The sequence below is a fragment of the Duganella sp. BJB476 genome (assembly GCF_003416895.1).
Taxonomy (GTDB): domain Bacteria; phylum Pseudomonadota; class Gammaproteobacteria; order Burkholderiales; family Burkholderiaceae_D; genus Rugamonas.
This window is the reverse complement of the sequence record NZ_QVIO01000003.1, coordinates 700,314-725,652: the sequence shown is the minus strand read 5'-3', so window position 1 is coordinate 725,652 and position 25,339 is coordinate 700,314. Positions and strand designations below refer to the sequence as shown.

19 protein-coding genes are annotated in these 25,339 nt (G+C 64.5%); 13 read left to right on the top strand and 6 right to left on the bottom strand.

The window, feature by feature from the left end:
- Positions 1–1,878 (bottom strand): CHASE2 domain-containing protein (locus D0T21_RS16520; protein WP_147328123.1); only part of this gene is annotated, 1,878 nt, incomplete at its 3' end.
- A gap of 202 nt (positions 1,879–2,080) precedes the next feature.
- On the opposite strand from D0T21_RS16520, the gene D0T21_RS16515 reads away from it, so the two are divergent.
- Positions 2,081–3,544 (top strand): FecR domain-containing protein, encoded by a 1,464-nt coding sequence (locus tag D0T21_RS16515; protein ID WP_116991482.1) that lies wholly within the window; start codon positions 2,081–2,083, stop codon positions 3,542–3,544.
- 11 nt (positions 3,545–3,555) lie between these two features.
- On the opposite strand, the gene D0T21_RS31735 is transcribed toward D0T21_RS16515, so the two are convergent.
- Positions 3,556–3,828, bottom strand: coding sequence for a hypothetical protein (locus D0T21_RS31735; RefSeq protein WP_147328122.1), 273 nt, complete (start codon positions 3,826–3,828; stop codon positions 3,556–3,558).
- A 107-nt stretch (positions 3,829–3,935) separates the two neighbouring features.
- Here D0T21_RS31735 and D0T21_RS16510 point away from each other — a divergent pair, with 107 nt between their 5' ends.
- The 5 genes from D0T21_RS16510 to D0T21_RS16490 all read left to right on the top strand — a co-directional run bounded on the left by D0T21_RS16510 (position 3,936) and on the right by D0T21_RS16490 (position 11,857).
- The gene (locus D0T21_RS16510; RefSeq protein WP_116991481.1) at positions 3,936–6,773 is read left to right on the top strand and encodes a DUF4214 domain-containing protein; all 2,838 of its coding nucleotides are present in this window, start codon (positions 3,936–3,938) and stop codon (positions 6,771–6,773) included.
- 325 nt (positions 6,774–7,098) lie between these two features.
- Positions 7,099–8,931 carry a type I secretion system permease/ATPase gene (locus D0T21_RS16505; protein ID WP_116991480.1) on the top strand — a complete coding sequence of 611 codons (1,833 nt, stop codon included), beginning with the start codon at positions 7,099–7,101 and terminating at the stop codon, positions 8,929–8,931.
- Positions 8,932–8,934: 3 nt separating this feature from the next.
- Entirely contained in the window at positions 8,935–10,296 is a 1,362-nt protein-coding gene (locus D0T21_RS16500; protein WP_116991479.1) for an HlyD family type I secretion periplasmic adaptor subunit, read from the top strand.
- A 1-nt stretch (position 10,297) separates the two neighbouring features.
- On the top strand, positions 10,298–11,644 hold the full coding sequence (locus D0T21_RS16495) for a TolC family outer membrane protein (protein ID WP_116991478.1): 1,347 nt from the start codon (positions 10,298–10,300) through the stop codon (positions 11,642–11,644).
- Positions 11,645–11,857 carry a DUF6447 family protein gene (locus tag D0T21_RS16490; RefSeq protein WP_229211504.1) on the top strand — a complete coding sequence of 71 codons (213 nt, stop codon included), beginning with the start codon at positions 11,645–11,647 and terminating at the stop codon, positions 11,855–11,857.
- Between the two features lie 88 nt (positions 11,858–11,945).
- Here the strand turns inward: D0T21_RS16490 and D0T21_RS16485 are convergent, their stop codons facing one another.
- Entirely contained in the window at positions 11,946–12,845 is a 900-nt protein-coding gene (locus tag D0T21_RS16485; RefSeq protein ID WP_116991477.1) for a sulfurtransferase, read from the bottom strand.
- Positions 12,846–12,963: 118 nt separating this feature from the next.
- On the opposite strand from D0T21_RS16485, the gene D0T21_RS16480 reads away from it, so the two are divergent.
- The 3 genes from D0T21_RS16480 to dnaE all read left to right on the top strand — a co-directional run bounded on the left by D0T21_RS16480 (position 12,964) and on the right by dnaE (position 17,123).
- Entirely contained in the window at positions 12,964–13,203 is a 240-nt protein-coding gene (locus D0T21_RS16480; RefSeq protein WP_229211503.1) for a ParD-like family protein, read from the top strand.
- Positions 13,203–13,478 carry a type II toxin-antitoxin system RelE/ParE family toxin gene (locus D0T21_RS16475; RefSeq protein WP_116991476.1) on the top strand — a complete coding sequence of 92 codons (276 nt, stop codon included), beginning with the start codon at positions 13,203–13,205 and terminating at the stop codon, positions 13,476–13,478. The genes D0T21_RS16480 and D0T21_RS16475 overlap by 1 nt, the downstream gene beginning before the upstream one ends.
- An 87-nt stretch (positions 13,479–13,565) precedes the next feature.
- The gene (gene dnaE, locus D0T21_RS16470) at positions 13,566–17,123 is read left to right on the top strand and encodes a DNA polymerase III subunit alpha (protein WP_116991475.1); all 3,558 of its coding nucleotides are present in this window, start codon (positions 13,566–13,568) and stop codon (positions 17,121–17,123) included.
- Here the strand turns inward: dnaE and D0T21_RS16465 are convergent, their stop codons facing one another.
- A complete protein-coding gene (locus D0T21_RS16465) occupies positions 17,124–17,357 on the bottom strand; it encodes a DUF6139 family protein (protein ID WP_116991474.1) in 234 nt (77 codons plus the stop codon).
- Between the two features lie 140 nt (positions 17,358–17,497).
- Between D0T21_RS16465 and D0T21_RS16460 the strand changes: the two genes are divergently transcribed.
- Positions 17,498–18,313: a sterol desaturase family protein gene (locus D0T21_RS16460; RefSeq protein ID WP_116991860.1), complete on the top strand. Its 816-nt coding sequence runs from the start codon at positions 17,498–17,500 to the stop codon at positions 18,311–18,313.
- Between the two features lie 4 nt (positions 18,314–18,317).
- Here the strand turns inward: D0T21_RS16460 and D0T21_RS16455 are convergent, their stop codons facing one another.
- Positions 18,318–19,292 (bottom strand): VirK/YbjX family protein, encoded by a 975-nt coding sequence (locus D0T21_RS16455; RefSeq protein ID WP_116994437.1) that lies wholly within the window; start codon positions 19,290–19,292, stop codon positions 18,318–18,320.
- A gap of 337 nt (positions 19,293–19,629) precedes the next feature.
- Here D0T21_RS16455 and D0T21_RS16450 point away from each other — a divergent pair, with 337 nt between their 5' ends.
- A complete protein-coding gene (locus D0T21_RS16450; RefSeq protein ID WP_116994436.1) occupies positions 19,630–21,261 on the top strand; it encodes a sensor histidine kinase in 1,632 nt (543 codons plus the stop codon).
- Positions 21,251–21,853, top strand: a complete 603-nt coding sequence (locus D0T21_RS16445; protein WP_116991471.1) for a response regulator transcription factor — start codon at positions 21,251–21,253, stop codon at positions 21,851–21,853. The genes D0T21_RS16450 and D0T21_RS16445 overlap by 11 nt, the downstream gene beginning before the upstream one ends.
- 12 nt (positions 21,854–21,865) lie before the next feature.
- Here D0T21_RS16445 and D0T21_RS16440 read toward each other — a convergent pair whose 3' ends face one another.
- Entirely contained in the window at positions 21,866–24,127 is a 2,262-nt protein-coding gene (locus D0T21_RS16440) for a glycosyltransferase family 9 protein (protein ID WP_229211502.1), read from the bottom strand.
- 222 nt (positions 24,128–24,349) lie between these two features.
- Between D0T21_RS16440 and waaF the strand changes: the two genes are divergently transcribed.
- On the top strand, positions 24,350–25,336 hold the full coding sequence (gene waaF / locus D0T21_RS16435) for a lipopolysaccharide heptosyltransferase II (RefSeq protein WP_229211520.1): 987 nt from the start codon (positions 24,350–24,352) through the stop codon (positions 25,334–25,336).
- The last annotated feature ends 3 nt before the right edge of the window (positions 25,337–25,339 follow it).

Genomic DNA, 25,339 nt, shown 5'->3' with positions numbered 1-25,339 from the left:
CAGGGGCTGGGCGGGGTGGTCGGTGGTGGTGCTCATAGTTGCTTCAAATGTGTAAAGAGTCGTGGGCTTTTCCTTGCCCCGTAATAAACGTTCGCCCAGCCGCAAGAAGCCGTGGCGGCGCGCCCGCGCCACGGTGCCGGCGCCGATGATCACGTCGTGCGGATAGTCGCGCGCCGCCTGCTCCAGCCGGGAAGCGGTGTTGACGCTGTCGCCCACCGCGGTATAGATGCTGCGGAAGGCGGTGCCGAAATCGCCGGCCATCGCCAGCCCGCTGTCGATGCCGATGCGCACCCGCAGCGGCGGCCTTCCGCGCGCTTGTTGCTCCTGGCTAAGTAATTGCACGCGCCGCACAATAGCACGGGCGGCGTCCAATGCCAAATCGGCATGTTGTAAATTTGGTAACGGCGCGCCCCAGAACGCCACCAGGCCGTCGCCGGTGTACTTGTCGAGCGTGCCCTGGGTGGCGATGACCGGGCCGGTCAGGCACTCGAGGAAGTCGCGCGTCAGCTTGGCCGCCTCATCCACCGGCAGCGATTCGACCTGGGTGGTGTAGCCCTCCATGTCGGCGATCAGGGTGGTGACGTCGAGCTGGCGCGGCGCCAGCGGATCCTTCAGGTCGCTGCGCAGCAGTTCGGCCACCACCGCCGGCGCCACGTACTGGCGCAGCGTGTCGAGCAGGTGGCGCGAGCGCTGCTGGGTCACCTGCCATTGGTAGGGCACGGCAAAGCTGAGCAGGAATAGCAGCGAGGCCAGCGGCGCGGTCGGCGAGAAGTCGGGGTCGTGCCGGCTGACGTCGTAGGCCAGCAGCAGCCACAGCGCGCCGCCGGCCGCCAGCAGCGCGACATTGCGCGCGGCCGACAGGCGCGGGAAGGTGTAGCTGGCCAGCGCCGCCATCAGCAGCGCCCAGCCGCAGGCGATCAGCCGGCCCGGCCACGGCGCCGGCGTGCCGCCGTCGCGCCGGTCGAGCAGGGTCGACAGCATGGCCGCCTGCACCCCCAGGCCCGGGCGGTTGGCCGCCAGCGGCGTGGTCACGCGGTCCGACAGCGTCAGCGACGAGGAGCCGACCAGCACCAGGCGCCCGCGCGCGCTGGCCGGGTCGATGCGGCGCTGCAGGATGTCGGCCGCCGACACCACGGTGTAGGCGGTCCAGTCGCGCCGGTAGGCCACGCGGGCGCCGGCGGCGTCGCCACCGGCCGCCAGCGCCAGGCCGCCGCCGCAGCAATTGACCAGCGCCAGGCTCAGCGCCGGGTAGGTCTGGCCCTGGTAGCGGGTCAGCAGCGGCACCCGGCGCAGCGCGCCGTCGGCGTCCGGGATGAAGCCGATATTGCCGATATGGCGGCCGGCCCTGGCCAGCTGGGCGTGGTTGGCCAGGTAGCCGGTGGCGGCGGCGGCCGGCGCGGTGGCGCTGACCGCGCCGCCCAGCACGCCTTCGCGCAGCAGCTCGGGGCGGGTGCGGCTGTAGTCGAGCGCCTGCGCCAGCACCAGCGGCGCGTGCGCCGCCAGCAGCGCCAGCCGGGTGTCGCCCAGCGGGTCGCTGGCCTTGGGCAGCAGGATGTCGAGCGCCACCCCGCGCGACTGGTAATCGGTGAGCAGGATCTCGACCAGGTCGGCGATGCGGGCGCTGCCCCACGGCCACGGGCCGACCCCGGCCAGGCTGGCCTCGTCGATGTCGACCACCAGCACGCGCGGTTCTTCGGCGTCGGTGGTCTGCAGGCGGATGTAGCGGTCGCGCAGCCACTCTTCGGCCAGGTAGGACGAGCCGGGCGGCGGCAGCCATTCGGCGCCGGCCGTGATCAGCACCGCGGTCAGCGGCAGCAGCCAACGCAGGTGCCGGGACGAGGGCAGGGTCAGGGCGCGCAAGGCCGAAAAAATGGTCATCAGGGAGGCGGCGGCGGCGGGCGGTCGGCGGAGTTCGGAAGGCAAGCGGCTAGGTTACAACGCTTTAAAGATGGCAGCAAATGCTTTTGCTACAAAGTGTAAAGTTTACAGCCGTGCACAAGCGTTCCAGTAGAATGTGACGTTCATCACGGAAACTTCCATCAGAGCACGGATAATCCGGGGTGTATCAAGGAGAACTACCATGCGAAAACTTTTATTCCTGACCGGGGCGCTGTTGCTGGCCCACGCCGCCCATGCCGCCGAGGCAGGGAAAGTCATCTTCGTCGCTGGTGCAGCCAAGATCGCCGCCGTTGCCGCCACCCTGGACGCCCCGGTGGGCGAGGGCGAGCTGCTGAGCACGGGCGCCGACGGTTATATCTACATCAAGACCATCGATAACGGCCTGTTCATCCTGCGTCCCAACACCCAGGCGCGCATCGCCAGCTACCATATCGACGCCGACAACCCGGCCAACACCCGCATCAAGCTCGAACTGCTGAGCGGGGTGGCGCGCAGCCAGTCCGGCCAGGCCGTCAAGCTGGCGCGCCAGAATTTCCGCTTCAACACCCCGGTCGCCGCCATCGGCGTGCGCGGCACCGACTTCACGGTGTTCACTGATAGCAATACGTCGCGCGTGACGGTGTTGTCCGGTGGTATCACCATGAGCGGCTTTGCCGGCGGTTGCCGTCCGGAAGGTACTGGCCCGTGCGAGGGCACGGCCGCGCGCGAGCTGAGCGCGGCCCAGCGCGGCCAGTTGCTGCAATTGCAACGCGGCCAGGCGGCGCCGCAATTGCTTCAGGGTAATAGTTCGCTGGTGCCGGACGTGGTGGCCCCGCCGCGGGGCGATGAGCCTGGCAAGATAGGCAGCGTCAGTGCGCCTGCCGCCCCCAATGAGCCGAGCCTGGATCCGCGCAAGAATGTGACGCTGGAGGCGGAAAAAGCCAGCCAGCAGGCTGCCACCCAGGCACAAACTGTCAAGCCGACCACACCCGACGCCGGCGCGTCCAAGCCGCCGCTGCTGATCACCGTGCCCGATGCGCCCAAGGTGACCGAGCCGACGCCGCCGGTGGTGGTGGTCGTGCCGCCGGTGGTCGTGCCGCCGGTGGTGGAGGTGCCGCCGGTGGTGGTGGTGGTGCCGGTCGAGCCAACCACGCCGCCTTTGCCGCCCAAGGAGATTAGCTGGGGCCGTTTCACGGCGATTGCCGACAGCCCTGCAACCAGCAGTTTGAGCAAGGCGGGCACCGAACGTCTCGGCATGACCGAGGATTTCGTCCTGTTCCGCAGTCGCAGCGGCAGCACCTTTGCCACGCCGGTGCAGGGGTCGGTGGCATTCTCGCTGGCGTCGAGCGAAGGCTATATCCGCAACCTGGATGGCAGCGAAAAGGCGGCGGTGACCTTGCAGAACGGGCAGTTGTCGATGAACTTCGACAAGGCGTCGTTCTCGACGCAATTGGAGGCGCTGACGCAGACTTCGGATGTTTATAAGCTGGCAACTACCGGCAAGATTACGAAGGATGGCATTTTCTCCAGCCTGAGCAATAACTCGAAGACCAACAATATGAGCGTGACCGGGGCTCTCAACGACCTCAATAGCGCGGCATACATATTCCAGGGCTCGCCGGACGCCAAGCATGTGATCAACGGCGCAACGACTTGGAAGAAGTAAATCGCTGATTGTCAAAGCAACCCGCCTTCATGCGCAATGAAGGCGGGTTTTTCTTTGCGCGTAATGTTTTGAGAAAAACAATAACGTCTTTCTTTCAGGTATGCTTTCCGGGTTGTGCTGTATTTGGGTTTTGTTATGGGGATAGTCAGGAGACGGACTGTTCCACACCCTTGCGCAAAGATTTGATTTATGCAGAGCCTTCTTACATAATGGCCGCGCGGTAAATTTAATGTCGCATAAAAAGCAAAAAAGTAGAGGTAATTGAGGTTTGGTGTGATGCTCATCACATTCTCCCCCAGGTATCCTCTGCCATGATTCGGCTACGCTGTCTTGCGGTCCGCAGGTTGCGTCGCCGAAGCGCTTATTTTCTTAACCCTAGGAGTTACACCAAATGGCAACCACCACCGATCTGATTCAACAATTGTACGTCGCGTATTTCAACCGTCCTGCAGACGTAGCTGGTCTGGCATTCTACGTTGACGCGTACGACAACCGCGGCGCTTCGATCGATCTGATCAGCAAATCGTTCAACAACGCAGCTGAATACACCGACGCATACAAGGGCAAGAGCTCCGACGAAATCGTCAGCATCGTTTACCACAATCTGTTCGGCCGCACCCCAGACAGCGAAGGCCTGAACTTCTGGAGCCCGAAAATCGCTTCCGGCGCGATCTCGACCGCTGACCTGGTGAAATTCATTTCCGCTGGCGCAGTCAATGCCGACGGCACCCCTAACTCCGACGGCCTGATCTTCAACAACAAAGTTGCCGCTGCTGGCTCCTTCACCGCTGAAATCGGCACCGCCGGTAACGAAAACGAGCGTATCGCTTACGCCAGCGGCACCGCTGCTGTCATGACCGCTGCCAAGAACTACATCGCCGGCGTAACCACCGACGCAACCCTGGCCGCCGCACAAGCCAGCGTGCACACTACCGCACAAGCCATCTACGCTAGCACCATCCCAGTGGTTAACACCGCTCTGTCGACCAACATCGACACCGTGGTTGGCGGCGCAGGCAACGACGTGATCACCGGCTCGGGCGCAACCAGCACCCTGACCGGCCTGGACAACATCGACGGCGGTGGCGGCACCAACACCCTGAACGTTACCTCGGTTGGCGCAATCACCACCGCTGGCGCGACCGTGAAGAACATCCAGGTTGCCAACCTGGTCAGCGCTGCTGACGTGACCGCCACCACCACCGCGTGGACCGGCCTGACCAACCTGAACATCACCTCCGGCGCTACCGCTGGTGAAACCGTGACCGCTGCCGCGACCACCACCCTGAACCTGACCAACTCGACCGCTTTCGGCTTGACCGTTGTCGGTACGGGTGGCGCTCTGGTGGTTAGCAACGCCGGTGGCCAGATCGACGTCGGCCAGACCGCTGTCGCCAACGCCATCACCTCCGCTTCGATCACCGGCGGCGTTGCTGTCAACGTGTCCGACCGTTCGGGCGCTTCGGCAGCTGTCGGCTCGACCCTGAAATCGGTAGCGCTGGATGGCAACACCGGTGCCGCAACCCTGGCTGGTAACGCCATCACCGCTGTGTCGGTGGCCAACACCAACCAGAACCTGACCGTGACCGCCGCCGCCGCTACCCGCGCCGACGTCATCACCGTCAACACCGTCACCGGCGGCATCTACACCGACGCAACCGCGACCACCGCTACCCTGACCTCGACCGGCGCGGCTAACACCGTGGCTGACCTGGCTGTTGCTGCTGCAACCAAAGTCATCCTGAACGGCGACAAGGCACTGACCCTGACCACCACCCACCTGGGTGCGGCCACCAACCTGACCGTCAGCGGCAGCGCCCTGACCACCGTCAGCGGCTTCAACACCACTAACGTGCTGACCAGCGTTACGGTCACCGGCGCCGGCGGCCTGTCCAGCGACCTGTCGGGTCAAACGCTGCTGACCTCGATCGACGCTTCGGGTTCGTCGGGTGCAAACTCGGTGACCCTGGGCGCCGCTCAGGCCTACAAAGGCGGTTCGGGTGTTGATACCGTCACCATGACCGCTGCGCCAACCGTGGCAGTTGACGGCGGCGCAGGCACCGCTGACGTGTTCGTAGTGAACGCTGCTTCGTTCGCTCTGACCAACGTCAAGAACTTCGAAACCCTGGGCCTGGGCGCTCTGGCAACCGGTGCTTACTCGGCTGCTGGCTTCACCCACCTGACCGAAGGTGCTGTTACCGCTGGCGTAACCTACAACACCGTTGCCGCTGGTACCGACCTGACCATCACCGGTAGCGTTGGCTTCGGCACCGTCTACACCCTGGCAACCGATACCGCAACCGACGTGCTGAACCTGAAACTGTCGTCGGCTGCTGCGATCAACGGTGGCGCTGTCACCGCGACCAACGTGGAAACCGTCAACATCACCACCTTTGACAGCAACACCACCAAGCACGTTGATTCGATGACCCTGGTTGACACCGCGCTGACCACCCTGAAAGTGTCGGGCAACGCCGGCCTGAACCTGGGCACCGGCACCATGACCACGATCACCTCGATCGATGCAAGCGGCATGACCAACACCGCTGGTACCGCAGCGACCGGTTTCAGCTACACCACCGGCGTGCTGGCAGCTGCTTCGACCATCAAAGGTAGCGCAACTGGCGGCGACGTCATCAACGCTGCTGCTGCTGTGGCCGCTGTGACCATCACCGAAACCGCTGGTACCAACAGCATCACCGGTTCGTCGACCATCGCTAGCACCCTGACCGGTGGTACCGGTGCCGACACCATCGTTGGTGGCGCAGGCAAAGACGTTATCGTCGGCGGCGGCGGTGCGGACATCATCACCGGCGGTGCTGGTGCTGACACCATCACCCTGTCGGGCGTGACCGCTAAGCTGATCAACGCTGCGCTGCTGGATTCGGGTACCAACACCTCGACCACCATCCAGACCGCTGAACTGACCTCGACCTTCGACGTAGTCAAAGGTGCTGCTGCTGGCGACACGATCCAACTGTTCACCAGCACCCCAGCTGTCAACCTGACCGCTACCAACCTGGCTGGTACCGATGATGTTGTCAACTTCGCTCGTGGTACCTACGACGCGGCTGCAGGCACCTTCACCTACGCAGCTAACGGTCTGGACACCGCAATGACCTACGACACCACCGTTGGTGCCGGTACCGCGTTTGAAACCATCATCCTGGTTGGTTACACCGCTGGCACCACCACCGCAGTGGCCGCTGGCCTGATCACCCTGGCGTAACTCTCGCTCTTCACAGAGCTAAGGGTTAAACCTTGAAAGGCCGGGCGCAAGCCCGGCCTTTTTTATTGCTCCTTCGCGCCGCGATTCCGTGGCCGCCAACATCCGCAAAAAAATATCAATATTCATATTGATTTTTTCTCATTCTTCCCGCTTTGTTTTTCCAAGGCGTGGCAAATGCCGTGAAAATGTGATTTGCGTCACATTTTTTGCGCAAGTTGATCTATAATCTCTCGCCTGACTTATCTATTGCCGTATTGCGCACGCGCTTCCCTCGCGGGGCACCGCGATTGAAAGTTGCCATCCACTGGATTGTTTACCGCACCATATGAAAAAACTTCTTACGCCTAAAAATGAAATCCAGACCGTCCTCGACGGATTTCGCAGCACGTTCTACACCGTCGGGGCATTTAGCGCGATCACCAACCTGCTGATGCTGGTGCCATCCCTGTATATGTTGCAGGTGTATGACCGGGTGCTGGCCAGCCGCAACGAGATCACCTTGCTCATGCTGACCCTGCTGATGCTGGGGGCTTACCTGTTCATGGCCGCGCTGGACCTGATGCGCAGCTTTGTGCTGGTGCGCGTGGGCGCCCGCTTCGACATGGTCCTGAACAAGCGTGTGTACACCGCGTCGTTCGAACAAAACCTCAAGCGCAGCGGCGGCAACGCCGGCCAGGCGCTGCAGGACCTGACCAATCTGCGCCAATTCCTGACCGGCAACGCGCTGTTCGCCTTCTTCGACGCGCCCTGGTTCCCGGTCTACCTGATCGTCATTTTCGTGTTCGAGCCTTCGCTGGGCGTGTTCGCCCTGTGCGGCACGGCCATCCTGGTGGTGCTGGCGTTTGTGAATGAAAAGGTGTCGCACAAGCCGCTGGCGGAAGCCAACCAGATGGCGATCGCCTCGACCAACCTGGCCACCAACAACCTGCGCAACGCCGAAGTGATCGAGTCGATGGGCATGCTGCCCAACCTGATGGGGCGCTGGTTCAAGTTGCACGGCAAGTTCCTGCACCTGCAGGCCGAAGCCAGCGAAAAGGCCGGCAAGATCGGCGCCGTCACCAAGTTTGTGCAGGTATCGCTGCAGTCGCTGGTGCTGGGCTTTGGCGCGCTGCTGGTGATCGAAGGAAAAATCACCTCGGGCATGATGATCGCCGCCTCGATCCTGGTGGGCCGCGCGCTGGCGCCGGTGCAACAAGTGATCGGCGTGTGGAAATCGTGGAGCAGTACCCGCAGCGCCTACGAGCGCCTGGTGGCCCTGCTGGAAAACAACCCGGCCCGTTCGGCCGGCATGCCGCTGCCGAAGCCGCTGGGCCAGCTCAACATCGAGGGCGTTTCCGCCGCGCCGCCGGGCGTCAGCATGCCGGTGCTGAAGGGCGTGAATTTTGCGATCCTGCCGGGCGATGTGCTGGGCGTGATCGGCCCCAGCGGCTCGGGCAAGTCCACGCTGGCCCGCCTGCTGGTCGGCGTATGGCCGACCATGATGGGCAAGGTGCGCCTGGACGGCGCCGACATCTTCCAATGGAACAAGGGCGAACTGGGACCGCATATCGGCTACCTGCCGCAGGACATCGAACTGTTCGGCGGCACGGTCAGCGAGAACATCGCCCGTTTCGGCGAGATCGATGCGGACAAGGTGGTGCAGGCCGCCAAGCGCGCCGGCATCCACGACCTGATCCTGCATTTCCCCAAGGGCTACGACACCCTGCTGGGCGACGGCGGCGCCGGCCTGTCCGGCGGCCAGCGCCAGCGCCTGGGCCTGGCGCGCGCCATGTACGGCGATCCGTCGGTGATCGTGCTCGATGAACCGAACTCCAACCTGGACGACATCGGCGAGGCCGCGCTGGTCCAGGCGGTCCAGGATCTGCGCCAGCGCGGCAAGACCATCGTGCTGATCACGCACCGCACCAGCATCATCGGCGCGACCACCAAATTGCTGTTGCTGCGCGATGGCGTGATGGAAATGTTCGGCCCGACCAACCAGGTGTTGGCGGCCCTGCAGGAAAACACGCAAAAGGCGCTGCAGGCGCAACAACAGGCACAGCAGCAAGCGCAACAGGCACAGCAGCAAGCACAACTGGCGCAGCAGCAAGCGGCCGCTGCGCAGCAGGCGGCGCAGGCGGCCGAGGCGCCGGCCGACGCGGTCAAGGAACAGGAATAAATCATGAAAAGTTTAGTGACGAAAAAAGAAGACGCGGCCGAAGTCATCACCCATGACGTGACGCCGCTGACGGTCAACACCGACGCCGGCGCCTATGCCAAATTCGGCTGGATGATCGTGCTGCTGGGCGTGTGCGGCTTCCTGTTGTGGGCGGTGTTCGCGCCGCTCGACAAGGGGGTGCCGGTGTCCGGCGTGGTGGTCAAGGAAGGCAACCGCAAGCCGGTGCAGCACCAGGCCGGCGGCACGCTGGAGGCGTTGCTGGTCAAGGATGGCGATGTGGTCAAGGCCGGCCAGGTGGTGGCGCGCATGAATCCGGTGCAGGCGCAGGCGCAGGTGGAGATGAACGGCGCCCAATACCGCTCGCAACTGGCGACCGAAGCCCGGTTGCTGGCTGAACGCGCGGGCAAGACGACGATCACCTATCCGCCCGAGCTGCTGGCGGCGCGCAACGACCCGGCGGTGGCGCAGACCATGGCCTTGCAGGAGCAGCTGATGCTCTCGCGCCAGATGTCGCTGCGCAGCGAAATGTCCGCCTATGAGGAAAACCTCGCCGGCCTGAAGGGCCAGGTGGAGGGCTTGCAAGCCTCGCGCGCCAGCAAGGTCGAGCAACTGGCCTTCGTCAAGGAGCAGGTCACCAATCTGCGCGACCTGGCCAAGGACGGCTATGTGGCGCGCAGCCGCCTGCTGGACGTGGAGCGCAGCTATTCCCAGCTGGTCGGCGCGATCGCCGAGGACGCCGGCAATATCGAGCATGGCAAGCGCCAGATTGCCGAAATCGCTTTCCGCCGCGCCCAGCGCACGCAGGAATATCAGAAAGAAGTGTCCAGCCAGCTGGCCGACGTGCAGAAGGATGTGCGCGTCAACGCGGGCCGCATGACGGCGCTGGAATTTGATCTCTCCAACATCGAAGTCAAGGCGCCGGTCGACGGCGTGGTGGTGGGCCTGGCCGCGGTCGGCAAGGGCACGGTGCTGCCGTCCGGCTTCCGCATGATGGATGTGGTGCCGAGCGGCGAGGCGCTGGTGGTCGAGGCGCAGCTGGCGATCAATCTGATCGACAAGGTCAAGGTCGGCATGCCGGCGGAACTGATTTTCTCCGCGTTTAACACCAACAAGACGCCGCATATTCCGGGCCAGGTGATCCAGGTCTCGGCCGACCGCAGCGTCGACGAGCACACCGGCCAGCCGTACTACAAGATCCGCACCCGGGTGACGCCGGAAGGCGCCAAGCTGATCGCCGCGCACAAGCTGGAAGTCCAGCCTGGCATGCCGGTGGAAATGTTCGTCAAGACCGGCGAGCGCACCATGATGAGCTACCTGTTGAAGCCGGTATTCGACCGCTCCAAAACCTCGATGACGGAGGAATAACGTGGGCTATTTCGTCAAGCCAGGCCGGCCGCTCGGGGCCGCCGTTGCGGTGGCCGCAGCGTTCATGTTGTCCAGTCCGTGCGCCAGCGCGCTGGGGCTGATGGAGGCTTACCAGGCCGCGCTGAAAAACGACCCGACCTACCGCTCGGCATATTTTGCCAGCGAGGCCGGCAAGGAAAACCGCATCCTCGGCCGCTCGAATCTGTTGCCGGCGATATCGGGCAGCTACAGCGGCACCCAGAGCCGCAACACCATCACCGTGGGCGACGCCAGCGGTCCGCGCGACTACTTCAGCCGCTCGGCCGTCGTGCAGCTGCGCCAGCCGCTGCTGAACCTGGATGGCTATGCGCGCTACAAGCAGGGCGCGGCGCAATCCAATTATGCGGCGGCGCAGTTCGAGAGCCAGCAGCAGGAAGTAATTTCGCGGCTGGTCAACGCCTACTTCGACGTGCTGTACAAGGGCGAGCTGCTGGCGCTGGCCAAGGTGGAGCGCGATGTGTACGTCGAGCAGCGCAAGGTCAACGACCGCCTGTTTGAAAAAGGCGAGGGCACCCGCACCGACATGCTGGAAAGCCAGGCCCGCCTGGATTCGTCCGAGGCCGCGGTGCTGGAAACCCAGGACGCGCTGAACACCTCGCGCACCACGCTGGCGGCCATCATCGGCGGCGATCTTGGCGAGCTGGACCGTCTCAGCCCCAACTTCGAAACCCGTCCGGCCGACACGCTCAGTTTCGAAGCCTGGAAGAACATCGCGCTGGAACGCAATCCCGACATCAAGACGCTGACCTATGGCGTGGAAATCGCCCGCCAGGAAGTCAACAAATCGCGCGCGGGCCATACGCCGCGGGTGGATTTCGTCGCTTCCTACAGCAAGAGCACGGCCGATTCGATCCAGACCTATAACCAGGACACGCTGTCGCGCAATATCGGCATACAGATCAATATTCCGATCTACTCGGGCGGCGCCGTCAATGCGCAAACCCGGCAGGCGGTGGCCAACCAGGAAAAGGCCAAGTCCGACCTGCAGGGGCAGGCGGACAAGGTGCTGACCGAGCTGCGCAAGGACTATGACGCCATGCTGAGCGGCGTGGCGCGCATCGCGGCGCTGAAAAAAGCGGTGGCTTCGTCGGAACTGCTGGTCAAGGCCACGGAGCAAAGCGTCAAGGGCGGCGTGCGCATCAATCTCGACGTGCTCAACGCCACGCAGCAGCTGTACACCAACAAGCGCGACCTGGCGCAGGCGCGTTACAACTATCTGCTCAACACCCTGCGCATGCGTTCGGCCGCCGGCACCCTGGCGGAAGCCGACGTGCGGGAAATCGCGCCCTATTTTCAGCCAGCGCAGTAAATGAGCATGATGGACGATGAGTTGGAGGTGACGGTCGACGGCGTCAGCTACAAGGTTGCCGAGCTCAGCGCCGAGGCCCAGGGGCAGGTGGCGAATCTGCAGTTTGTCGACGCCCAGATCGCCGACCTGAACGCCAAGCTGGCGGTCTACCAGACCGCCCGCAACGCCTATCAGGCGGCGCTGCAGCAACTGCTGCCGCGCACCCGCCAATAGGCGCGCGGCGCCGCCGTAAAAAAGCCCCGCCACCTGGATGCCTTCAGGTGGCGGGGCTTTTTATTGTCCATGCTGCATGCGGGCGAGGTCAGTCCGCCTGGTGCTTGCCGTAGCAGTGCGGGCAGGATTTCTCGTACACGTATTCCGGCGCCAGCTGCTGGCGCGGCGTGACCACCGAGCGGCAGACGAAGCATTGCACGGTCTCGGTCGGTTCCAGTTTCGGATTGAGCGCGGTGCGGTAGTCGAACACGAAGCAGTCGCCGGTGTAGTGGGCGCCGCCGACTTCCTCGAAGTACTTGAGGATGCCGCCTTCGAGCTGGTAGACATTGTCGTAGCCGATGTTCTGCATGTGGATGGCCGCCTTTTCGCAGCGGATGCCGCCGGTGCAGAAGGTGACCACGGTCTTGCCGGCGAAGTCGTCCTTGTGGGCGGCGATCACTTCCGGGAACTCGGTGAATTTCTTGATGCGGTAGTCGACCGTGTGGTCGAAGGTGCCGACGTCGACTTCGAAATCGTTGCGGGTGTCGACCATCACCACCGGGCGGCCGTGGTCGTCGACGCCGCTGTCCAGCCAGCGCTTGAGCGTGTGGGCTTCGACGAAGGGCGCGCGGCCTTCTTCCGGCTTGATCAGCGGCATGCGCATGGTGATGATTTCTTTTTTGATCTTGACCAGCATGCGCTTGTGCGACTGCTCGACCGAATAGCTTTCCTTCACTTCCAGGTCGGCGAAGCGGGCGTCGCTGCGGACCCAGGCCAGGAACTCGTCGATATGGCTGCGCGGACCGGACAGGAACATATTGATGCCTTCCGGCGTCAACAGGATGGTGCCTTTCAGCGCCAGGCGCTGGCAGATGTCCTGGTACAGCGGGCGCATCGCTTCGGTGTCGTCGAAGGTGACGAACTTGTAGGCGGCGATGTTGACGTGAGCGGCAGCGGCAGCGATGGCGGCGGCATGCGCTTCAGCTTGTAAAGCAGTATTAGCGTGCATGGTGGATAAGATCGAAAATTGTGAAGAGCCGACATTATACGCGCTTTTTCTGCTTAAAAAACAAGCAGCCGCTCGAATAAGATGCTAGGCTATTTACTACAAATGTAGTCGGGAGGGGATGATGGCGGAAAGTACATCGGTGCGCATTAATCAGGATTTATATGAACTCGCCAGACAGGATGCGGCGTTGGAGCATCGCACCATCGCCGGCCAGATCGAGTTTTGGGCGAGGATAGGACGTGCGGCCCTGGATAACCCGGATCTGCCGGTCAGCTTCGTCGCGGAATCGCTGGCGTCATTGGCGGAACCTCGTGAGCAGGCGCAGCCCTTCATTCCGCGCAGCAGCCGGGGCAAGTAATGTGGGCCGTCGTTCAAACCCGCCGGTTTGCGCGGCAGTACAAGAAATTACAGGACAAGACCGCTGCGGACGTCGACAACGCAGTATCGGCGATACAGGCTGTCCCCCACGTCGGCGAACGCAAGAAAGGCGATCTTGCGGCCTTGCGCGTGTACAAATTCCGTAGCGGCAGCCAGCAGTATTTGCTGGGATATAGCCTGGACGAGGGAATACAGTTGATCTACCTGGAGGCGGTCGGACCGCACGAAAACTTTTATCGCGATGTCAAGCGCTGACCCTGCGCGACTGCGAGAAATCAGTTTCTTCGAACCCGGCCGCCGCACGGTAAAATAGCTGGTTATTGAACCAGCATTGAGCGGCGTATGAACATGGTAGCAAACGAACAAGAAGTGGCGGCAAGCCCTGCGATGGTCCCAAGCGTCGCCAAGGCGGGACCGGATTTCGTCCACCTGCGGGTGCACTCGGAGTACTCCATCGTCGACGGCCTGGTGCGCATCGACGACCTGGTCGCCACCGCCGCCAAGGACAAGCAGGCCGCGCTGGCCGTCACCGACCTGTCCAATATGTTCGGCATGGTCAAGTTCTACAAGGCCGCGCGCGGCAAGGGCATCAAGCCGGTGGTCGGCGTCGACGTCTGGATCAGCAACGACGACAACCGCGACAAGCCGCATCGCCTGATGCTGTTCGCCAAAAACCACATGGGCTACCTGCAGCTGTGCGAACTGTTGTCGCAGGCCTGGCTGACCAACCAGTACAAGGGCCGCGCCGAGATCCGCACCGAGTGGCTGGCCGAGCTGACCTCCAAGACCTACGCGCTGCTGCCCGACGTCAGCCCGGCCAACGGCCTGATCGCGCTGTCCGGCGCGCACTTCGGCGACGTCGGCATGGCGATTGAAAACGGCAACCCGGCGCTGGCCGAGAAGAACGCCGAGAAGTGGGCGCAGATCTTCCCCGGCCACTTCTACATCGAGATCCAGCGCGCCGGCCAGGCCAACCAGGAAGCCCAGGTGCGCCACGCGGTGGCGCTGGCCGCCAAGCTGGGCCTGCCCGTGGTGGCGACCCATCCGGTGCAGTTCATCTCGCCCGACGAGTTCATCGCGCACGAGGCGCGCACCTGTATCGCCGAAGGCGAAATGCTGGCCAATAACAAGCGCGTGCGCCGCTTCAACGAGCAGATGCGCTTCATGTCGCAGGCCGAGATGCGCGAGCTGTTCCACGACCTGCCGGCCGCGCTGCAAAACTCGGTGGAGATCGCCAAGCGTTGCAACCTGACGCTGACCCTGGGCAAGCCGCAACTGCCGAACTTCCCGACGCCGGGCATGACCATCGACGAATTCCTGCGCGCGGAAACCAAGAAGGGCCTGGAGGAGCGCCTGGAGCAGCTGTATCCGGATCCGCTCAAGCGCGAGGCGCAGCGGGCGCGCTACGAGGAGCGGCTGGAGTTCGAGAACAACACCATCATCAACATGAAGTTCCCGGGCTACTTCCTGATCGTGGCGGAGTTTATCCAGTGGGGCAAGAACAACGATGTGCCGATCGGCCCGGGCCGGGGTTCGGGCGCGGGCTCGCTGGTGGCGTATGCGCTGAAGATCACCGATCTGGATCCGCTGAAGTACAACCTGCTGTTCGAACGTTTCCTCAATCCCGAACGCGTTTCGATGCCCGACTTCGACATCGACTTCTGCCAGGAAAAGCGCGACCTGGTGATCCAGCACGTCAAGGACCTGTACGGCCGCGACGCGGTGTCGCAGATCGCCACCTTCGGTACCATGGCGGCCAAGGGCGCGATCCGCGACGTCGGCCGCGTGATGGACTTCGGCTACAACTTCTGCGACGGCGTCTCCAAGCTGATTCCGTTCAAGCCGGGCAAGCCGGTGTCGATCGCCGAGGCGATCGAGGAAGAGCCGATGCTCAAGGAGCGCCAGCAGAACGAGGAAGAAGTGGCGCAGCTGCTGGACCTGGCGCAACAGGTCGAAGGCATCACCCGTAACATCGGCATGCACGCCGGTGGCGTGCTGATCGCGCCGGGCAAGCTGACCGACTTCTGCCCGCTGTACACGCAGGGCGGCGACGGCGGCGTGGTGTCGCAGTACGACAAGGACGACGTCGAAGCCGTCGGCCTGGTCAAGTTCGACTTCTTGGGCCTGACCACGCTGACCATTCTCGATCGCGCGGTGCGCTACATCAAGATGCTCGATCCCAAGGAGGCCGAGTTCGACCTGGCGCGATTGCCGCTGAACGACCGTCCGTCGTACGAGCTGCTGACCAAGGCCAAGACCGTGGCCGTGTTCCAGCTGGAGTCGCGCGGCATGCAGGGCATGTTGAAGGACGCCCGTCCCGACCGCTTCGAAGACATTATCGCGCTGGTGGCGCTGTACCGTCCGGGCCCGATGGATCTGATCCCGGACTTCTGCAAGCGCAAGCACGGCGAAAAATTCGACTATCCCGATCCGCGCACCGAATCCATTTTGTCCGAAACCTACGGCATCATGGTGTACCAGGAGCAGGTGATGCAGATGGCGCAGATCGTCGGCGGCTACTCGCTGGGCGGCGCCGACATGTTGCGCCGCGCGATGGGTAAGAAAAAAGCCGAGGAGATGGCGGAGCACCGCGAGATCTTCCGCGCCGGCGCCGCCAAAGACGGCCTGACCGCGCAGAAGGCCGACGAGATCTTCGACTTGATGGAAAAGTTCGCGGGCTACGGCTTCAACAAGTCGCACGCCGCAGCGTACGCGCTGCTGTCCTACCACACCGCCTATCTGAAGGCCCACCATCCGGCCGCGTTCATGGCAGCCAATATGTCGCTGGCGATGGAGGACACCGAGAAGGTCAAGATCCTGGTCGAGGATTCGATCGACATCTGCGGCCTGACCATCCTGCCGCCGGACATCAACAAGTCCGACTTCCGCTTCATGCCGGACGGTCCGCCGCCTTCGGTGACCGGCAAGAAGGTCACGCAGATCCGCTACGGCCTGGGCGCCTGCAAGGGCGCCGGCCAGAACGCGATCGAGGCCATCATCGCCGCCCGCACCGCCGGCGGTCCGTTCACCAGCCTGTTCGATTTCTGCAAGCGGGTCGACAAGAAGCAGATCAACCGCCGCACCATCGAATCGCTGATACGCGCGGGCGCCTTCGATTGCCTGGCGATCGACCGCGCCATCCTGCTGGCCACGGTCAGCTTCGCGATGGAATGCGCGGACCAGGAAGCCAAGGCGGCCAACCAGGTCAGCCTGTTCGGCGGCGACGATTCCGATTTGGTGGCGCCGCCCGAATACGTGAAGGCCGCGCCGTTCACCGAGCGCCAGAAGCTGGCCGAGGAAAAGATCGCGCTGGGCTTCTACCTGTCGGGCCACATGTTCGATTCGTTCGCGCCGGAAGCGCGCCGCTTCGCCCGCACCAAGCTGGCCGAGCTGGAACCGTCGCGCGAGCCGCGCATGCTGTGCGGCGTGATCACCGGCATCCGTCCGCAGATGACGCAGCGCGGCAAGATCCTGATCGTCACGCTGGACGACAAGACCGCGGTGGTCGAGGTGACCGTGTATTCGGAAGTGTTCGAAGAGAACAAGCGCATGTTCAAGGACGACGAGTTCCTGGCCGTGGTCGGCAAGGTGTCGGAAGACCGCTTCTCCGGCGGCCTGCGCATCTCGGCCGAGAAGGTGTTCGACATCGTGACGGCACGCGTCAACTACGGCAAGCAGCTGGCCATGGCGCTGCCGACCTCGGTGGACGTGCGCAAGATGGCCGAAGTGCTGGCGCCGCACCGCCACGCGGACGGCTTGCCGGTGTCGGCGCGCATCACGCCGCAGGGCGTCGGTTGCGTGGTGCAGCTGGGCGAAGCGTGGCGCGTGGCGCCGTCGGACGAGCTGCAACTGGCGCTCCAGCAGGTGCTGGGCGCCAAGGACGTCGCGATCGAGTACTAGTTACAGCTGTGCGCTGATGCTGGTAATGGCATACCCCTTGGCGCCTATCTGCTCCAGGGGGTGGACGATGTGGTAGCGGGACAGATCGTCGAGGCCGTCGTCGACTTCGACGTGGCTGGCCTCGGGATGCCAGTCGGTGTTGGTGGCTTCCTCGGGGATGGGTTTGCCCTCCGGCACAGCCAGGTAGCTGTGTTTGCCTTTTGCTTCATCTCGGTAATAAATATCCACACGCATGGTATTTCTCCTTGGACGAAAAACCCATGGTACCGGAATTTGACGCCGGCATCACCATGTAGTCGCAATCGGACCGGCTGGTTTGATTATAATGGCAGGTCCCGATAGCGCCGCGGCCTCATTCTATGTTCAATTATTTCATGCAGATCATTCACGGTATGGCCGATTACGGCTGGCGCATTTTTTACGCCTCCATGATCTTCTTTGTCGCGGAAATGGCGTTCGGCCGCAATCGCTACAGCCTGCGCTCGCGCTTCAATGCGGCGCTGTACTGGCTGGTCTATATCGCCATCACGGTGAGCTTTTACGCGCTGTTCGGCCGCATCTGGGGCAGCCTGGGCGTCAAGCCGCTGCTGTCGCTGGACCTGAACCGCCTGTTCAGCGGCGGCGGCAAGTGGTTGCAGGTGGTCGGCTGGATCGTCATGCCGGTGATCGCCGCCATCATCGGCGAGTTCTTCTATTACTGGTTCCACCGCTTGCAGCACAAGAGCGCCTTCCTGTGGGCCTTCCACAGCGAACACCACGCCTTGCGCGAGATGAGCGCATGGAACAGCAACCACCACTTCACCGAAGAGATCTTCCGGGTGCCATTCGTGCTGATACCGATCAGTTTGCTGATCCAGGTGGATGTGGGCGTGGTGCCGGCGCTGGTGGGACTCATCATAGGCCTGCAGGGCCAGTTTGAACATTCGCACACCAAGCTGAATCTTGGACCGCTGCGCTATGTGGTGGCCGATAACCGCTTCCACCGCATCCATCACTCGGTGGAACTGCATCACTACGACAAGAATTTCGGCTCGTTCACGTCGGTTTGGGACAGCCTGTTCGGCACCGCTTATTTCCCCGCCAAGGATGAGTGGCCGGACACCGGCATCGATGCCCACGACGAGGCCAAGAACCTGTCCGAGTATCTGTTCCGGCCGTTCCGCAAACTGCGCGGCAAGAGCGCCGCGTAGCCGTTCAAGCCAGGGCGTATTCGTCGTCGTCGTGGACGACGGCCTGCAGCGTGCTGTAGTTCTGGCTCAGCGGCGTCGGCACCGCTTCGAAGCGCGGCGCGCTCAGGCCGGCGCTGATGGCGGCGCTGATGGCCGTCAGCGTCTCGTGGCGCTTGCGCGCTTCCGAGCGTTTCTTCGAGGCGATCGCCGCCAGGTCCGGCGGCGCGATGGCTTCGCACGGCAGGCGCCAGTCGCCGTCGGCGCGGCGGCTCGCTTCCAGCTCCTGCCACAGCGTGTCGTAGTCGGCGTGCACCTTGCCCTGGCGGCTGGCGCCGCAGACCACGCGGTTGGCGTTGCTGACCAGGCGCAGTTCGACGCAGCCGTAGTCGTGGCCGATCTGGCTCAGCAGCTTGACCATCATATTCTTCGGCCTCAGGCCGTGCAGTTCGCGGGTGGCGTCCTTGATCACTTGCAGGCCTTGCTCGCTCTTCGAGCCCTGCATGCAGCCTATGCCCAGCACCATGCCGCGCACCCCCTGCAGGAAGGAAAACGCGCAGCTGTAGACCAGCACGCCCTCATGCTTCAGTTGCAGCACCAGTTCGCCTTCACGCTCCATCGGTTCGATGGCGCGCAGTTCGAGCTGGTAGCGCAGGCCGGTCTTGCCCTCGATGCTGCCCAGCACCACGGCGCCGCGCGCGGCGCGCACCGTCAGCGGCCCCAGGCCCTGGCGGAAGATGAAGCGGTAGTGCTGTTGCAGCAGGTCGACGCGCTGGGCGCAGTTCATCGTGTTGCTCAGGTAGGGACGGTAAATCTTGTACAGCAGGCGCGGACGGGCCTTGACCAGGTCCATGAACAGCGGATGGGAATTGAGTAGTTGCAGCCAGCCATAGGTGGCCTGGCGATGCAGCAGGGCGCGCAGCGACAGCTTGAACGATTCACGTAACTGCTTCAGGCCGTTGAAGTCGGCCACGCCGGAATGGAGGGTGATTAACTGCGACATCGGATGTCTCTCATGTAAAACGGGCTGCAAGGGATGGATGGCGGCAGCTGCACGGGAGACATCATTCACGACCGCGAGGATGGGGCGGCACGGCTACTTTAGTGTCTTCTCGTCAATGGGGAGTGCCATTACGACATGTGGGCATCGTAAATCCAGTGTAACGTATTGTAAATTGGGGTAAAGGCTTACGGTTTTCCCTTAATAATTACCGCTTCGAAAAGCCAAGTGTTGTATAGAGGGGAAAGCGCAGGCATAAGGGGAACTCGTAGTTGCGAAAAGCAATGCGCGATGAATTCTGGCAATGCATAATGCTACATAACGATACAAAGCGTCCCGTATGTCTCCCTCCCGTCTGCGTTACCTTGAATTTCCCGTTTTCATAGCGCTGTACCTGCTATTCGACTGGGCGACCTATATCGACCCCTTGTATGGCTTGAACATCACGCCGTGGAATCCCGATCCGGCGCTGGGCCTGGTGTTCTGGCTGCGGCACGGCTGGCGCGCGGCGCTGCCGTGGTTCGTGGCGCTGGTGGGCGGCGAGTTGCTGGTGCGCGGCATGCCGGCCGGCTGGACGGTCAGCGTGCTCAGTTCGTTGTGGCTGACCGCCGGCTACGGCCTGCTGGGCGCGGCGCTGCGGCGCCAGTTCGGCGACGGCGGCGTGTTCGACAGCCGCGATCGCTTGTTCCGGTGGGTGTTGATCGTGGTGGTCGGCACCATGATCAACGATGTCGGCTATATCTCGCTGTTGTCGGCGGCCGGGCTGATTCCGGCCGGACAGTGGGGCGAGGCGGTGCTGCGCTTCGGCATCGGCGACATGGTCGGCGTGCTGGTGTCGATGCCGCTGATCTGGATGCTGGCCAGTCCGGGCGACCGCCAGCGCCTGCGGGCGACGGTGTGGCGGGCCGAGACGCTGGCCTATCTGGCGCTGGCGATCGGCGTGCTGGACATGGTGTTCGGCACCATCGCCACCTCGGAGTTCAAGCATTTTTATTTCCTGTTCCTGCCGGTGATCTGGGCCGCGTTCCGCCAGGGGCTGTTCGGCACGGCGCTGATGGTGTTCGCGCTGCAGGCGGGCATAGGCGCGCTGGTCAAATGGAACCACGCGGTCAATGTCGCCGTGCATGAACTGCAGATGCTGGACGCGGTGCTGGCGCTGGTGGGCTTTTCGATCGGCATCGCGGTCGATGAGCTGCGCAAGGTCGCCAGCGAGCTCAAACAGACGATGCGGCTGGCGGCGGCCGGCGAGATGGCCGCCGCGCTGGCGCATGAGTTGAACCAGCCGCTGACGGCGCTGGCCGCCTACGGCAAGGCGTGTGAATATTTGCTGGAGCGGGGCGAGAGCGGCGACGTGCTCAAGGGCGCGATCCAGCGCATGATCGCCGAATCGGGCCGGGCCGCCGACGTGGTGCGGCGGCTGCGCGATTTCTTCCGCACCGGCGCGATGAAGCTGGAGGTGGTCGACGCCGGGCAGCTGGTGTCGGGCATCAGCCAGCAGTTCTTCGCCCAGTTGCGCGAGCACGGCGTCGAGCTGGTGGTGGGCCAGATCCCGCCGCTGTCTATCCTGGCCGACCGCCTGCAGCTGGAGCTGGTGCTGCGCAACCTGCTGGCCAACGCGCTGGAGGCGGTGCAGGAGCAGCCGGCCGGCGCGCGCCGCATCACCGTGTCGGGCCAGCGGCTGGACGGCAAGCGCAAGGGCAAGGGTAAGCAACAGCAGGGCGGCTGCCTGCAGCTGTCGGTGGAGGATAGCGGCAAGGGCGTGTCGGCGGCGCTCGCGGCGCGCTTGTTCGAGCCGTTTGTGTCGTCCAAGGCCAGCGGCCTGGGACTGGGACTGGTGCTTAGCCGCGCCATCATGGAGGCGCACGGCGGATCGCTGTGGGCCGAGGTGGGCGAGCATGGAATTTTCAGGTTGGCGTTGCCGTTGGCGCGCCCTTTGGAGCAGGATGGAGAGCAGGTGAGCTATGCAGCATGATTTAACCGTATTCATCGTCGACGACGACCCGTCGGTGCGCGACGCGCTGGGCCTGTTGCTGGGCGTGCGCGGCTACCGCACCGCGATGTTCGCCAGCGGCGAAGCGTTCCTGCAATCGTGGCAGCCGGCCTGGCGCGGCTGCATGCTGATCGACATCCGCATGTCCGGCATGGACGGCCTGAGCCTGCAAATGGAATTGATACGGCGGGGTTGGGGTTTGCCGGTGATCATCATGAGCGGCCACGGCGACGTCAGCATGGCGCGCGCGGCGTTCAAGGCCGACGCCGTGGACTTCCTGGAGAAACCGTTCGACGACGTCAAGCTGATCGCCGCCATCGACGAGGCGCTGGCGCGTGCGCGCAGCGTGCACAGCGAGCAGCAGCGGCGCAGCCGCAGCGTCAGCCTGCTGAGCGAGTTGACGCCGCGCGAGCGCGAGGTGATGCAGCTGGTGGTCACGGGCCGCCACAACCGCGAGATCGGGCCGGCGCTGGGCATCAGCGTGCGCACGGTGGAAGTGCACAAGGCGCGGCTGATGGCCAAGCTGGGGGTCGACAACGTCGCCGACCTGGTGCGGATAACAATGCAGGATTAACTGCGTGCAGGACTAGGCTTCCACCAGCGCCTCGGCGCGCCACGACTCCACCACCTCCAACACCTGCTCCGGCGTGATCGCCAGCATGCAGGTGCAGCGCGCCGCGTCTTCGCAATGGCCGCAGGCCACCGGCGTGCACAGGCTGCGCGCGCGCGGGCCCAGCGCGCCCCAGCGCACGATGTCGATCGGCTTGAGCGGCGGGAACAGGCCCAGCGCCGGCCGTCCCAGCGCGGACGCCAGGTGCAGCGGGCCGGTGCCGCTGGCGATCAAGCCGTCGCAGCCGCCGATCAGCGCGGTGAAGCCGTCCAGGTCCAGGCGGCCGCACAGATTCTCCACATTCGGCAAGGCCAGCAACTCCGGCGCCTGTTGCGCCAGCAGCTCGCCCTCGGCCGCGCTGCCGGTCACCAGCACGCGCACGCCGTCGGCCTTGCCCAGCAGGCGGGCCAGCGCCGTGTAGTGTTGCAGCGGCCACTCGCGGCCGTTGCCGTTGGACTTCGGATGCAGGATCAGCTTGAAACCGGGAGCGGCCAGCACGGCGTCGGCGGCCGGATGGCGCGGCGTGTCCAGGCCGTACATGGTCTTCAACTGTTCCAGCGGCGGTTCCACGTCCACGCCCAGCGGCAGCAGCAGCTTGAAGTTCAGCTGCGCTTCATGCAGCGGCGAATTGGCGCGGCTGAAGGTCGCCAGTCGGTTGCAGTGGTACCAGTGGTGGATGCGGTGGCTGCTGCCGATGCGGCGCTGGATGCCGGAGCGGCGCGCCGCCGCCGCCAGCGTGCGCTGCGGGAAGGTGAAGATCATGGTGTCGCAGCCGCTCTGCGCCAGGCCGTGCGCCCAGTCGTCGCCCAGTTCTTCCAGGGTCAGCACCTGGTCGACATGGCGGCACTGCGCCACCACGGCGGCGGCGTAGCGGCGGCACAGGAACACCACCTCGACCTGCGGATACAGCTGCTTCAGGTAGCCCGCCAGCGGCAGGGTCAGCACCACGTCGCCGATGTTGTCGGTGCGGGCGATCAGGATGCGGCGCGGCACCGGCGCCGGGTACTGCGCGGCCAGGCACATGCCGACCAGGCTGCACACCATCATCACGTAAAACACTTTCGGCATCATCAGCCAGAACATCACGTCGGTCAGGCCGAAGGCGAAGAAGGCCACCACCACCACCATGCCGGCCAGCGCCAGCGGATGCTGGCCCTGGTCCGGACGGCGCAGCTGGCCGGCGAAGAAGCACAGCGGCGCGATATACATCGTCAGCAGCAGGCTGAAGTCGAGCAGGCCGCCGGTGGCCAGGCAGTTCAGCATGTCGTTGTGGCTGCTGCTGTAGAGCAGCGCCGCCGATTGCTGCAAGCGGCCCTGGGCCGCCAGCGCGTGCAGCGCGACGTCGAACTGCTCGCGGCCCACGCCCAGCCATGGATGTTCGGTGAACATCATCCACGAAGCTTTCCACAGCTCCAGCCGGATGCCGACCGAGGTGTTGGCGTCGCCCACCTGCAGATAGTTATGGATGTCCGAGAAAGCCTGGGCGATCCGCACCGCCACGCCGGTGGCCGGCACGGCGAACGCCAGCACCACCAGCGCCAGCAGCACCGCGCCCGCCAGCAGCAGGCGGCGGCCGTACAGCCGCGCGCCGTAGCGGACCACCGGGATCAGCACCAGCGGCAGCGCCAGCCAGCCGCCGCGCGAGGCCGACAGCATCGAGGCCAGCAGGCCGCACAGCAGGCCGACCACGGGCAGCCAGGAGAAGCGGGTGTTGCGCAGGTCGGTCAGGCCGCACAGCGACATCAGGCCGCAGGCCAGCGCCAGGTCGCCGAAGGTGATTTCATGGTGGGTGAAGCCGATCGCCCGGTCCAGGCCGCCGATCGTGACCTGGTACAGCGCCACCACCGCCGACAGCACGGCGGCAAAGCCCAGGCCCAGCCAGAAATGGCGGGCGCGCGGACGCAGGTAGTACATCACGCCGATGCAGCTGAGGCCGAACAGCAGGCGCGACGGCCCGTCCAGGGTATGCAGGCTCTGGCGGTCCAGCAGCAGGCGCAGCAGCGATATCAGGAAATAGCCGCCGAAGGCCATCACCACGCCGCCGATGTCGCCCCAGTGGCGGCGGTACAGCGCCAGCATCAGCGGGCCGCGGCGGAACAGCAGCAGCAGGATCAGCAGCTGGACCAGGCCGAGGCCGACCTTGCTCGACAGCGCCAGCGCCGGCAGCAGGAAGATCATCGTGGAGGAAAGCGGTCCGCCATATTCGGTTTGCGGCGTCGAGGAGCTGGCTGGATTCATGGTCACGCGGGGAGGGCCTTGCGGCCGTAGCGAAAAGGCCGATTATAGCAGCGTCGGCGGGGCGGCCACGGCTTGTCGCTGGGCCCGCGATGGGCGATAATCGAGCCGGCATGGGCCACCGGCCTGACGAAGAAAGACTCCGTGTTAGCAGATAAAAACGTCACCGCCGGGAGCGTCCCGCGCATCCTGGTCATTTCCCCCAACTGGATCGGCGACGCCGTCATGGCTCAGCCCCTGCTGCAACTGCTGCGCGCGGCCCATCCCGGGCGGCCGATCGACGTGCTGGCGCCGCCGGCGGTGTCGCCCGTGTGGCGGCAGATGGCCGAGGTCGACGAGGTGCTGGAAACCCCGTTCCGCCACGGCGCGCTGCAACTGAAGGAGCGCTGGAAGTATGCGCGCCTGCTGCGCCAGCGCGGCTACGCCGAGGCCTACGTGCTGCCCAACACCATCAAATACGCGCTGATTCCCTGGCTGGCCGGCATCCAGCGCCGGGTCGGCTACAAGGGCGAGAGCCGGCACGGCCTGATCAATGTGATGCACCACGACGAAGCGCCGCCGCGGCCGATGGTGGCGTTCTACGCCGCGCTGGCGACGGCGCCGCAGGCGCTGCAGGATGCGGCCCAACGCGCCGCCCTGCCGAAGCCGCGCATGCAGGTCAGCGCGGCACAGATCGCCGCCGTCTTGCAGCGCCACGGCCTCGACCCGGCGCGGCCGCTGGTGGCGTTCGCGCCCGGCGCCGAATTCGGCGGCGCCAAGCGCTGGCCGGCGGCGCACTTCGCCGGCCTGGCGCAAGCCATCCTGGCGCGCGACGGCGCCACCCAGATCGTCTTGCTCGGCTCGCCCAAGGACCAGCCGGCCTGCGCCGAGGTGGCGGCCGGCGTCGCGGGCGGCGCCATGTTCAACCTGGCCGGCTCGACCAGCCTGGCCGAGGCCATCGCCCTGATCGCCGCCAGCGCCGCCGTGGTCGCCAACGATTCCGGCCTGCTGCATATCGCCTCGGCGCTGAACCGGCCGGTGGTGGCGCTGTACGGCCCCACCGACCCCGACCACGCGCCGCCGTTTTCCGACCTGGCGGCGGCGCTGTCGCTGCGGCTGGCGTGCGCGCCGTGCAAGCAGCGCGAGTGCCCGCTGGGCCACCAGGACTGCATGGTCAAGCTGACGCCGGACCTGGTGTGGCACAGCCTGCACCCCATGCTGCCGGCGGGCTGAGCC